Origin of the sequence: Azospirillum canadense (assembly GCF_025961225.1) — a bacterium.
GTDB classification, from domain to species: Bacteria; Pseudomonadota; Alphaproteobacteria; order Azospirillales; family Azospirillaceae; genus Azospirillum; species Azospirillum canadense.
Genome location: NZ_JAOQNG010000001.1, coordinates 1,461,690 through 1,473,945, shown reverse-complemented (window position 1 = coordinate 1,473,945; position 12,256 = coordinate 1,461,690). Strand labels below are relative to the sequence as shown.

Annotated in this window: 9 protein-coding genes and 1 tRNA gene; 1 reads left to right on the top strand and 9 read right to left on the bottom strand. The window is 69.1% G+C overall.

Translation table 11 applies throughout. The features are described from left to right. Positions 1 to 292: 292 nt before the first annotated feature. From M2351_RS07035 to M2351_RS06995, 9 genes are all read right to left on the bottom strand, one after another. A complete protein-coding gene (locus M2351_RS07035) occupies positions 293 to 1,462 on the bottom strand; it encodes a tyrosine-type recombinase/integrase (protein ID WP_264655397.1) in 1,170 nt (389 codons plus the stop codon). An 84-nt stretch (positions 1,463 to 1,546) separates the two neighbouring features. Beyond that, a tRNA-Glu gene (locus tag M2351_RS07030) sits at positions 1,547 to 1,622 on the bottom strand. Positions 1,623 to 1,734: 112 nt separating this feature from the next. Then, positions 1,735 to 3,540 carry a single-stranded-DNA-specific exonuclease RecJ gene (gene recJ / locus M2351_RS07025; RefSeq protein ID WP_264655396.1) on the bottom strand — a complete coding sequence of 602 codons (1,806 nt, stop codon included), beginning with the start codon at positions 3,538 to 3,540 and terminating at the stop codon, positions 1,735 to 1,737. 221 nt (positions 3,541 to 3,761) lie between these two features. Next, on the bottom strand, positions 3,762 to 4,757 hold the full coding sequence (glpX, locus tag M2351_RS07020; protein WP_264655395.1) for a class II fructose-bisphosphatase: 996 nt from the start codon (positions 4,755 to 4,757) through the stop codon (positions 3,762 to 3,764). Positions 4,758 to 4,802: 45 nt separating this feature from the next. Beyond that, entirely contained in the window at positions 4,803 to 6,095 is a 1,293-nt protein-coding gene (locus M2351_RS07015) for a homoserine dehydrogenase (protein WP_264655394.1), read from the bottom strand. After that, on the bottom strand, positions 6,095 to 7,369 hold the full coding sequence (locus M2351_RS07010) for an LL-diaminopimelate aminotransferase (RefSeq protein WP_264655393.1): 1,275 nt from the start codon (positions 7,367 to 7,369) through the stop codon (positions 6,095 to 6,097). Before M2351_RS07010 ends, M2351_RS07015 begins: the two co-directional genes overlap by 1 nt. Positions 7,370 to 7,506: 137 nt before the next feature. Next, positions 7,507 to 8,814, bottom strand: coding sequence for a multidrug effflux MFS transporter (locus tag M2351_RS07005; RefSeq protein WP_264655392.1), 1,308 nt, complete (start codon positions 8,812 to 8,814; stop codon positions 7,507 to 7,509). Between the two features lie 17 nt (positions 8,815 to 8,831). Continuing rightward, positions 8,832 to 9,284, bottom strand: a complete 453-nt coding sequence (locus M2351_RS07000; RefSeq protein WP_264655391.1) for a MarR family winged helix-turn-helix transcriptional regulator — start codon at positions 9,282 to 9,284, stop codon at positions 8,832 to 8,834. A 285-nt stretch (positions 9,285 to 9,569) separates the two neighbouring features. Then, entirely contained in the window at positions 9,570 to 9,977 is a 408-nt protein-coding gene (locus M2351_RS06995) for a hypothetical protein (RefSeq protein ID WP_264655390.1), read from the bottom strand. Positions 9,978 to 10,254: 277 nt separating this feature from the next. Between M2351_RS06995 and M2351_RS06990 the strand changes: the two genes are divergently transcribed. Then, a complete protein-coding gene (locus M2351_RS06990) occupies positions 10,255 to 12,054 on the top strand; it encodes a PHA/PHB synthase family protein (protein WP_264655389.1) in 1,800 nt (599 codons plus the stop codon). Positions 12,055 to 12,256 lie beyond the last annotated feature (202 nt).

Here is a 12,256-nt window from a genome sequence, read left to right as displayed (position 1 = left end):
ATCAGCAACCCGGGTTCGGCAACGGGGTCCCGCTCGGACGATGAGCCTATGACCGGTCCCGTGCCACAGCGCGGGGCCGCACGGCACCGCCCCGCCTGTCGCAAGGGCGTGGCTCCGCCAGCCGCGCATCGAGCGCGCCGTTTGGCAACGGCGCCCCGCCGGACATGCTCGGGACGGGGGCTCACATCGTCGGGATCCTGCCGCGTCATCGGGGCTCCGCTCGTTTGGCGCCGAGCTTGGCGTGGGTGTCCGGCGGTCCGGCTCAAGACACCGGCCCGACCGTCGCGCGGGGTCACAGCGTCGGCAGCGTGAAGGCCGCCACGCTGAACCGATGCGGGCGCCCCGCCGCACGCGCCGCCTGCCGAGCCACGCTCCGACGGGCGTGCCGGTCGGCGGTCCACGCCAGTTCCTCCGGCTGGACGTTGTAGTACCGGTTGAGGCTCTTCAGCGTGCGATGGCCGGTGACGCGCATAAGGTCGAGCTTGTTGTTGTACCGCTTGGCCAAGCGTGACGTCGCCTCATGCCGCAGGTCGTGGTAGGTCAGGTCAGCGATGCCGGCCGCGGCCACCAGGCGTTCGAAGCGCTTGCTGAACGCCCCCCGCGGGCCTGCCGGGAACACCGGATCGTTCGGGCCGCCGTGCGGGATCTGCTGGAGGATCGCGATGGCTTCGGGCATTAGCGGACGCCGTTCCGCCACGCTGCCGTTCTTGTTGCGGATGCCGCTGCGGCCATGCACCGTTACCACCCGCCGCTCCTGATCGATGTCGCACCAACGCAGCGCAAACGTCTCGCCGCGCCGCATGGCTTGGGCGATGGCCCAGCGGACCAGCCAAACGTCCCAGGAATTGCAGGAGGTTTCCATGGCGGCGATCAGCCGCTCCTCCTCGTCGCCCACAAGGCGGCGGTCGCGGCACACGTCGGCGTACGCGGGGCGGGCCACGTTCGCGGACGACGCCGGGTTGTCCGTGATGCCGAGGCCGAACTCCTGGATGGCGTAGCGAATGATCTTCGCCAGGATGTTGAGGCGGCGGACGATGGTGGCCTTCGCGTACCCGGCCTTCCTCATCCGATTGCGGAACTGCGCGATGTGGTGCCGCTCCAGACGCGCCATGGTGATGTCGCACACCGGATCCGCGCGGATCGTCGGCAGATGGCCGGTCCGCAATTCCTGAGCTCCGAGCAGTTCCGAGTTGGCGCCGAGCGCCTCCCTCTCGTAACGGTCGATCACGTCGCGCAGGGTGGTGCGCCGCGCCTCGCGCAGGTCGCGGAAGGCGTTGCGCCGTGCATCGACCGACACTTCCTCGAGCCAGGCCCGGGCGGCGGCGGCCGTCGCGAACGTTTGGGAGTGGCGGCTGCCGTCGATGAGCTTGCGGGCGCGGTACTGACCGTCGCCGCGGCACTCCACGCCCGTGGGCAAGCGCAGGCCGGTGGCGGGATCGACGGATGTCGTGGTGCGGGGCATGGCCCTCTCCTGCTCACGTCAAACGGACGAAAGGGAGATTGGACCAAGGTTGGCCCGGCCAAGCCGGCCGTGGGCGGAAAAGCGTGGCGTCCCCGACGGGATTCGAACCCGTGTCGCCGCCGTGAAAGGGCGGTGTCCTAGGCCTCTAGACGACGGGGACGTCGTTGGCGTGGCGGGATTACTAATGGCCAAGCGGCGGGAGTGCAAGCACTTTTTCCAACCCCTCGTCACGGCCCCGGCGTATGCCGCCCATGCACCGATTTTGTTTGCATTCACATGGTCTGCGCGGGTGCGGCGTCGTCGATCAGAAGCTGGACTCCCTCCGTCCCGTTCCAGCGGTCGATGCGCAGGATGCCGGCCACGTGGAAGGGCGATCCGCGGCCCATCAGCAAGGCTTTGCCGAGATCGCTGTCCAGCGCGCGGAAGGCGATGGCCTTCAGCCGGGCGCCGTCATTGCCCTGCAAGATGCAGCGGACGTGATTCGCCCCGACCACGTCGGCGCGCACCACGCGGGCGTCGGTGATGGCGAAGCGCGGCTCCGCGTTGCCGGTGCCGAAGGGGCCGAGCTTGTCCAGCGTGCCGACGAGGCCGGAGTTCGCCGCCCCCACCGAAAGCGCCCCGTCCAGTTCCAGCGTCGGCACCAGGGGCGCGGCCGCCACCTGCTCGGCGACGCGGCCGGTCAGGAAGGCCTGCAAGTCGGCCATCTTGTCGCCGGCCACCGTGAAGCCGGCGGCCATGCGATGCCCGCCGCCGGCCAGCAGCAGCCCCTCCTGCCGCGCCGCAATCACCGCCGCGCCCAGATCCACCCCGCGCACCGACCGGCCGGAGGCCTTGCCGATGACTGTCCCGTCGGCGCCCTGCTCCAGCGCGATCACACAAGCGGGTCGGCTGTAGCGCTCCTTCAAGCGGCTCGCCACGATGCCGATGACGCCGGGGTGCCAGCCCTCCCCCGCCACGAAGACCAGTTCGGCCAATTCGTCGGCGTGCTTGTCCAGCTTCGCCAGGGCGTCTTCGAGCACGCCCTGCTCCACCGCGCGGCGTTCGGCGTTGTGAGCCTCCAGCTTCTGCGCCAGTTCCATGGCCTCCATGGGGTCGTCGGTGGACAGCAGCCGCGCGCCGAGGTCCGAGGCGCCGACCCGCCCGCCCGCGTTCACGCGGGGGCCCAGCACATAGCCGGCGTGGTACGCATCGGGCTTGTCCTTCACCCCGGCGATGTCGGCCAGCGCCGCGAGGCCGGGGTTGGAGCGCCGCGCCATGACCTTCAGCCCCTGCGCCACCAGCGCCCGGTTCAGCCCGGTCAGGGGCACCACGTCGCAGACGGTGCCCAGCGCCACGAGGTCCAGCCAGTCCAGCAGGTTCGGCTCCGCCCGGCCCTGGGCCTGGTAGAAGCCGGCGCTGCGCAGCGCCCGGTTGATCGCCACGATGGTCAGGAAGGTCACCCCGGCCGCGCAGAGCGTGCGGTAGGTCCCATCCTCGTCCAGCCGGTTCGGGTTGACCAGCGCCACGGCCGGCGGCAGCCGCGGCTCCGCCGCGTGGTGGTCCAGCACGACAACGTCGAGGCCCGCCTCCGCCGCGGCCTCCAGCGCCGCGAAGGCGGAGACGCCGCAGTCCACGGTGACGACCAGCCGCACGCCCTCGGCCTTCAGCCGCAGCAGGGCGGGCGCGTTGGGCCCGTAGCCCTCCATCATGCGGTCGGGCACATAAACCCGGATGTCCGCCCCAACCGCCCGGAAGAAGCGCCGCATGACGGCGGCGGAGGTTGCCCCGTCCACGTCATAGTCGCCGAAGACGGCCACCGGCTCCCCCTCCTGGATCGCGCGGGCGATGCGCGCGGCGGCGGCGTCCATGTCCTTGAATCGGGAGGGGTCGGGCAGCAGCGCCTTCAGAGTGGGGTTGAGGAAGCCATCGCAGACCTCCTCCGTCACGCCGCGGGCGGCCAGCACCCGCCCGACGATCTCCGGCAGCCCCCTGCCCTGCGCCAGCCCCCAGGCCAGCCGCTCGTCATAGGGCCGCGCCTGCCAGCGCTTGCCGGAGAGGGAGTGGGCGACGTTCAGGAAGGCGGGAACGGTGTCGGTCATGCTGCCCAGGATGCCACGGATCGGGAAGCCCGAACCCATAGCAGAAGAGGGAGACGCTGGTACAGACTGCCTCATGCGCCAAGCGTGTGACGACCGGTGCCATGGCGACCGGTGATCCCGATCGATCATCAGCCACAACGAAAAAGGGCGCGCGGCTTGTGTGCCGCACGCCCCTTCTCTAATCCGGACAAGGGCCTTTCGGCACCCTGACCCTGCGCTCTTTACTTCGCCACGCCCGGCTTGCGGTTCCAGTTGTGGTGCGCCTCAATGTAGCGGACGGTGCCGGACTTCGAACGCATGATCACCGAGTGGGTGGTGGCGCCGCCGGCGAAGCGGCGGACGCCGCGGAGCATGGCGCCGTCGGTCACGCCGGTGGCGGCGAACATGACGTTGCCGCTGGCCAGCTCGTGCAGGCTATACTTCTTGTTCAGGTCCTTGACGCCCCAGCGGGCGGCGCGGGCCTTTTCGTCGTCGTTGCGGAACAGCAGGCGGCCCTGGAACTGGCCACCGATGCAGCGCAGCGCCGCCGCGGCCAGGACGCCTTCCGGCGCGCCGCCGGAGCCGACGTACATGTCCACGCCGGTGCCGGCCTGGCTGGTGGCGATGACGCCGGAGACGTCGCCGTCGTTGATCAGCATGATGCGGGCGCCGGCTTCACGGACGCGGGCGATCAGCTCGGCGTGGCGCGGGCGGTTCAGGATGCAGACCAGCAGCTCCTGCACCTCGGTGCCCTTGGCCTTGGCCAGCGCCTTCAGGTTGTTGGCCGGGGTCTCGTCCAGGTCGACGATGCCTTCCGGCAGGCCGGCGCCGACGGCGATCTTGTCCATGTAGACGTCCGGGGCGTTCAGGAAGCCGCCCTCGTCCGCCATGGCGATCACGGCCAGCGAGTTCGGGCCGCCGGTGGCGCAGATGGTCGTGCCTTCCAGCGGGTCGAGCGCGATGTCCACCTTCGGGCCCGTGCCGATGCCGGCGCCGACCTTTTCACCGATGTAGAGCATCGGCGCCTCGTCGCGCTCGCCCTCGCCGATCACGACGGTGCCGTCGATGTAGAGGGTGTTGAGCGCCTGGCGCATGGCGTCGACCGCGGCCTGATCGGCAAGCTTCTCGTCACCGCGGCCCATCAGCAGCGACGCGGACAGCGCGGCGGCCTCGGTAACGCGGACGGCTTCCAGCGCCAGGTTCCGGTCCATACCGGACAGGTCGACATGAACGGACATGTTGTTCTCCCCCGAATCGATGCTCGGTTATGTTCTATGAGACGGTCAAAACTGCTCGATGCGGATCATGCGCGGGGGTTCCACCACGGCTTCCTTCGCGCCGATGGTGGCGAGCGCCCGCTGCATGGCCGCCTCGTTGGTGTCGTGGGTCGTCAGGACCACCGGCACCGCTTCTCCCGGCGCGCGGCCGCGCTGCAGGAACTGCTCCATCGAGACGTTCTGGTCGCGCATGGCCGCCGCGATATCCGCTATCACGCCGGGCCGGTCGACGACCATCAGGCGTACGTAGTACGCCCCCCGGCGCGCCTCCATCGGCGACGGCTGGGCCTTGGAAAGCTGGGCCGCCGGCACGCCGAAGGTGGGGGTGAAGCGGCCGCGGGCCACGTCCATCAGGTCGGCGACGACGGCCGACGCGGTCGGGCCGGCGCCGGCGCCACGGCCGACGAATAGCACGCGGTCCACGAAGTCGCCCTGGGCGATCACGGCGTTGAACACGCCGTCCACCGCGGCGATCGGGGCGGCCTTCGGCACCATGCAGGGGTGCACGCGCTGCTCGATCCCCTGCTCCGTCCGGCGCGCGATGCCCAGCAGCTTGATGCGGTAGCCCAGCGCGTCGGCGTAGTCGAAGTCCAGCGCCGAGACGTGGCGGATGCCCTCCACATACACGTTGCCGAAGTCCACCGGCGTGCCGAAGGCGACCGAGGTCAACACCGCCAGCTTGTGCGCCGCGTCCACGCCGTCGATGTCGAAGCTCGGGTCCGCCTCGGCGTAGCCCAGCTTCTGCGCGTCGGCCAGCACGTCCGCGAAGTCGCGGCCGGTGGTGCGCATCTCCGTCAGGATGTAGTTGCAGGTGCCGTTCAGGATGCCGTGCACCTCGGACACGCGGTTGCCCGCCAGCCCTTCGCGCAGCCCCTTGATGATCGGGATGCCGCCGGCCACCGCCGCCTCGAAGGCGACGGCGAGGCCCTTGGACTCCGCCTTGGCGGCCAGTTCGGTGCCGTGGTGGGCGAGCAGGGCCTTGTTGGCGGTGACGACGTGGCGGCCGGCCTCCAGGGCGGTCTCCACCGTCTCCTTCGCGGCACCTTCGGACCCGCCGATCAGCTCGACGACCACGTCCGCGCCGGGATGGGCGGCCAGCTTGACCGGGTCGTCGTACCACTCGACCGTGGAGAGGTCGACGCCGCGGTCCTTGCCGCGGGAGCGGGCGCTGACCGCCACCACCTCGATGCGGCGGCCGCAGCGTTGCTCGATGACGTCGGCCTGCTCGGCCAACAGCTTCAGGACGCCCGCGCCGACCGTGCCGAGGCCCGCGACCGCAATTTTCAAGGACTCGGTCATCAGGCTTTCGCTTTCGCCGGTTCGAGGAGAGCAGCGCGCGCCGCCGGGTCCTGGCTCGACGCCGCGCCCGCGGCGTTGGAGCGGAAGAACTCCTTGATGTTGCGGGTCGCTTGGCGGATGCGGTGGACGTTTTCCACCAGCGCCAGACGGACGTGCCCGTCGCCGTACTCGCCGAAGCCGATGCCCGGCGCCACGGCCACCTTGGCCTCCTGCAGCAGCAGCTTGGAGAATTCCAACGAGCCGAGGTGTGCGAACTGGGGCGGAATCGGCGCCCAGGCGAACATCGACGCGGCCGGGCTCGGCACCTGCCAGCCGGCCGACGCCAGCCCCTCGATCATCACGTCGCGGCGCTGGCGGTACATGGTCCGCACCTGCTCCACGCAGTCCTGCGGGCCGTTCAGCGCGGCGGTCGCGGCGACCTGGATCGGCGTGAAGGCGCCGTAGTCCAGGTAGGACTTGATGCGCGCCAGCGCGGTGATCAGCTTCTTGTTGCCGGTGGCGAAGCCGATGCGCCAGCCGGCCATCGAATAGGTCTTGGACATCGACGTGAACTCGACCGCGATGTCACGCGCCTCCGGAATCTCCAGGATGGAGGGGGGCGGCTCACCGTCGAAGAACACCTCGGCGTAGGCGAGGTCCGACAGGATGTAGATGCCGTGCTTGCGGCAGAACTCCACGATCGGGCGGTAGAAGTCGAGCCCAACCACCTCCGCCGTCGGGTTGGACGGGTAGTTCAGCACCAGCGCCAGCGGCTTCGGCACGCTGTGGCGCACGGCGCGCTCCAGCATGTTCATGAAGCTGTCGATGTCGGTGGAGGTGCCATTCGCCTGCCCCACCGGCAGGTGGCGCACCGACGCCCCGGCCAGGATGAACCCGAAGGGGTGGATCGGGTAGCTGGGGTTGGGCACCAGGATGATGTCGCCGGGGCTGGTGATCGCCTGGGCGAGGTTGGCGAGGCCTTCCTTCGACCCGATGGTGACGATGCACTCCGTCTCCGGATCGATGTCGACGTTGAAGCGGCGCTTGTAATAGGCCGCGTGCGCCTTGCGAAGCCCGGGAATCCCTCGGGAATTCGAGTAGCGGTGCGTCTTCGGATCGCGCACGGCCTCGACCAGCTTGTCGACGATGTGCTGCGGGGTCGGCTGGTCGGGGTTGCCCATGCCGAGGTCGATGATGTCCTCGCCGGCGGCCCGAGCTCGCGCCTTCATCGCGTTCACTTCGGCGAAGACGTAGGGCGGAAGCCGCTTGATGCGGTGGAATTCTGAATCGCTCATGGACGCTCCGAAGCCTGTCCGGCCGCGCCACGAACCCATACCAGCGGACCGGGACCACTTACTTACCGCCCCGCCCCAGCAGATGCGAGGCTAAAATTTGCAATCCGTGAACTCCGCGTGCGGAGCGCCGCGGATTTTCACCGCAGCGGTCGGCCACCCGCCCCGATATTCTTCCGTGAGCGCTGGTGCAGCGCCTCCTCGATCTCCTCGCCGCCGGCGCCGACCACCGCGGCGGGGTCCACCGCAACCTCTAGGTCGGCGGGTGTGGCCGGCTCCGTCCTGCCCTGGCCGCGCACGCGCAGCAGGACGTAGGACAGCAGCGACAGCAGCGCCATCCCCGGCATGATGGTGGTCACCGCCAGGAAGGGGTCGGGGAACAGCGCCGCGACCGCGGAGCCTGCCAACCCGCCGCCGATCTGCATGAAGCCGATCAGCGCCGAGGCCGCCCCCGCCATGCGCGGGAACCCCGCCAGCGCGTCGCTGGTCGCCCCGGGCATGACCAGTGCGATCCCGAACGCCCACACCGCGGTCGGCGCCATGATCGTCGCCACGGAGGCCGGCAGCAGGCGCAGCCCCACCGCGTAGCCCAGCCCACCGAGAATCACGAAGCCCAGCCCATAGGGGATCAGCCGCATCGCGTCCGTCCGGCGCAGCAACCGCCCGGTCACCGTCGCCCCCAGCGTGTAGGACCCGGTTTGCAGCAGCATGGCGAAGCCGAACTCGGTCGGCGTCAAGCCGACCCGCTCGATCATCACGAAGGGCAGCAGCGCCGCCAACGTGTAGAGCCCGCCCAGCGTCAGGCCGAGCACAAGGCCGGCGCGCATGAAGCGGCGGTCGGTCAGCAGCGCGACGTAGTTGCGCACCACGAGCCTAGGCCGCGCCGCGGCAGGGTTGCGGTTGGCGTTGGTCTCCGCCGCACCGAAGGCGAAGACGCCCAGCACGACCAGCCCGTAGATCGTCATCACCAGGAAGATCGCGTGCCACCCCACCGTGGCCAGGATCAGGCCGCCCAGCGTGGGCGCCACGGCCGGCACGATGGCCAGCATCAGGCCGATCAGGTTCAGGATTCGCGCTGACTGCTGCCCGGTGAACTGGTCGCGCACGATGGCGCGCGAGATGGCAATTCCCGCCGCGGCACCAATGCCTTGCAGGGCGCGGCCGACCAGCAGCCACTCGATGCTGTCCGACAGCGCCGCCACGACGCTGCCGATGGCGTAGGTGACGTAGAAGGCCAGCGCCACCGGCCGGCGCCCGAAGGCGTCGGACAGCGGCCCGCAGGCGAGCTGGGAGAAGGCGAATCCGAAGAAGTAGACGGACAGGGTCAGCTTCAGCGCCGCCGGGGTGCTGTGGAAGGCCTCCACCAGCATCGGCATTGCCGGGGTGTAGAGCGAGAGGCTGAGCGGCCCCAGCGTGACGATCAGCGTGCCGATGACCGCCGTCCGCATCTCGGACATCCGGGTGGTCAAGGGGCCACCCCGTCCCGCTCGTCGGCCAGGAGCCGGGCGCGAAGGCGCGCCAGCATGCACTTGAAGCGGTCGAACTCCTCGGGCGCGAAGTCCTCCAGCACGCTCTCGCGCACGGTGCGGAACACCGCCAGCACCTGCTCCAGCAGAGGCTCCGCTCCCGGCGCGAGGCGCACGGTCTTGGCGCGCCGGTCGGTCGGGTCCGGCTCCCGCAGGATGTGGCCCAGCGATTCCAGCCGGTCGAGATAGCCGACCAGGGTCATCGGCTCCACACCCATGAAGGCCGCCAGCGCCGCCTGGCGCGAGCCCGGGTGCCGGTTGACGTAGAAGAGAGCCCGCGCCTCGCCCGCCGTGAGGCCGAGCTGGGCAGCGTCGAGGGCACGGTCGCACCGCGCGCGCAGAAGACGCGCGCTGTCGATCAGGACCAGCCCGAAGGGAGCTTCGTCAAGCATGCGCCATCGTAAGGGCGCCTTATCAATGCCGGCAATCCGCCGTGATTGCGGGGCGGCCATGCGCGCGGGCACCGCCGATGGCCTTGTCGCTGCCCCCGAACGGTGCGCCCAAAAGTCGCAGCCTGAAATTCTATTGCCCGTTCACCACCAACGGACGTAGGTTTTCCATCCTTGTTCCAGCAGAGGGTGCCCCGTGGTCCGCTCCGCCACCGTCGAACGGTCGCACCGGTCCAGCGAAGGGCCCGGCGAAGGCCCGGCCGCGCCCTGCCCGTCCGTGGCGTCCCCTCAGCCGGCTTTCCCTGTCTTGGCGGACGGCTTGCCGGGCGTGATGTCGGGCGCCGGCGGCACATCGGCCGGGGTCGGAAGCGCCGGGTTCGGCAGCATCTTCTTCGCCGACGCGCGGTCCTCGGCCAGCTTGTTCAGCTCCTGCTGGCGCTGCGCCTCGGTGCGGATGTCAGTCGGGCGCGGCGGCACGCTGCCCAGGTTCGGGTACTCCCGGTTCTCGTTCTTCAGCCCGCGGATCAGCGTGGTGTCGTCCTTGACCGGCACGTCCGACCCCGTGACCGCGCCGACCAGGCCGGTGTCCAGCACGCGGTTGCTGCAGGCGGGCAGCGCCAGCGCAACCAGCGCGGCGGCGCCCAGGCGGGCCAGCTGTCCAATGGCCGTCGTTCCCCGGCGGATATCCGTCTTCATCCCGCACCCCTCATGCTCTGGTCCCCTATGCTCCTGCCTGCCGCACCGCTTGCACGGCGCAGGGCGAAATGAAATCTTCATACGAGAGGTGTATGAGGGTCCCCGCAACCGACGAACCACGCGACACACCATTTCGACACTCCATCCGAAGCACGGGCCCCGGACTGCACGTCCAGCCGGACCGGCGTCCAACACCCCGATGCCCGGCTGGCTTTGTATAAACCGCAGCACGCGCCTCCTGAAGCTCAAACTCGCCTAAAGAAGAAGGACCGAACCCATGGCCGAGAACCAGGCCCCTGACGTCAAGCTTCCCGACCCGGTCGAGATGTCGCGGGCGATGACCCGCATCGCCGAGCAGAGCCAGCGGCTGGTCACCGATTTCTTGTCGCGTCAGGCCTCGGACGGCGTCGGCGCGAAGAATCCGGACCCGATGGGCGTCGGCCATGCCTTCCTGGAAATGACCACGCGCATGATGGCCGACCCGGCCAAGCTGATGAAGGCGCAGATGACGCTGTGGCAGGACTACCTGACCCTGTGGCAGCGTACGACCCAGCGCTTCTTCGGCCAGGAGGCCCAGCCGGTCATCGCCCCGGCCAAGGACGACCGCCGCTTCAAGGACTCCGCCTGGGACGAGAACACGCTGTTCGACTTCATCAAGCAGTCTTACCTGCTGTCGGCCCGGTGGATGCAGTCCACCGTGAACGAGGTGGACGGGCTTGACGACCACACGGCCAAGAAGGTCGACTTCTACACCCGCCAGTTCGTCGACGCGATGGCGCCCTCCAACTTCGTCATGACGAACCCGGAGGTGCTGCGCAAGACCATCGAGACCGGCGGCGAGAACCTGGTGAAGGGCCTGGAGCACCTGCTGACCGACCTGGAGCGCGGCAAGGGCGAGCTGCGCATCTCCATGACCGACTACGACGCCTTCCAGGTCGGCAAGAACATCGCCGTGACGCCGGGCAAGGTCGTCTTCCAGACCAGCCTGATGCAGCTGATCCAGTACACCCCGACCACGGCGGAGGTGAACAAGCGGCCGCTGATGATCGTGCCGCCCTGGATCAACAAGTATTACATCCTCGACCTGCGCGAGAAGAACAGCTTCATCAAGTGGGCGGTCGACCAGGGCCACACGGTCTTCGTCCTGTCCTGGGTGAATCCGGACGAGAAGCTGGCCCAGAAGGGCTTCGAGGACTACATGGTCGAGGGCCCGCTCGCGGCGCTCGACGCCATCGAGAAGATCACCGGCGAGCGGGACGTAAACGCCATCGGCTACTGCCTGGGCGGCACGCTGCTGGCCTCCACGCTCGCCTACATGGCGGCTAAGAAGGACGACCGCATCAAGTCGGCGACCTTCTTCACCACCATGCTGGACTTCACCGAGGCCGGCGAGCTGTCCGTTTTCATCGACGAGGAGCAGCTGACCTTCATCGAGAGCCAGATGGCCGAGCAGGGCTATCTCGACGGCTCGAAGATGGCGACGACCTTCAACATGCTGCGCGCCAACGACCTGATCTGGTCGTTTGTCGTGAACAACTACCTGCTGGGCAAGGATCCGTTCCCGTTCGACCTGCTGTACTGGAACAGCGATTCGACCCGCATGCCTGCGGCGATGCACAGCTTCTACCTGCGCAACATGTACCAGAAGAACCTGCTGGCCCAGCCCGGCGCGGTGACGTTGCGCGGCGTGCCGATCGACCTGCGCACGGTGAAGACCCCGTCCTTCTTCCTGTCGGCGCGCGAGGACCACATCGCCCCGTGGAAGTCGACCTACATGGGTGCCAACCTGTTCACCGGCCCGGTGAAGTTCGTGCTGGCGGCCTCCGGCCACATCGCCGGCGTCGTCAACCCGCCGGCCGCGGAGAAGTACTGCTACTGGACCAACGCCAAGCTGCCGAAAACCTCCGACGAGTGGCTGAAGTCGTCGGAGCAGACCCCCGGCTCCTGGTGGCCGGAGTGGAACACGTGGGTTGGCAAGTTCTCCGAAGGCAAGGTCCCGGCCCGCGACCCGAACAAGGGCGGCCTGCCGGCCCTGGAGGACGCGCCCGGATCGTACGCGAAGGTGCGGATCGTCTGATAAGGGGGCGCTTGCCCCCACCCTTCCCATGGCGTTGCCACGGGCCCCTTCCCTCCCCCGCTTCGCAGGGGAGGGAGTTTACCCGCAGCGGCGGAGTTCCCTCCCCTGCGGGGTTAGGGAGGGGGCAAATGCCTTCCGAAGAAAAGTCGGCCAAAGAAAAAGGCCCCGGACATCGTCCGGGGCCTTTCCTTTTTCCCGCGAG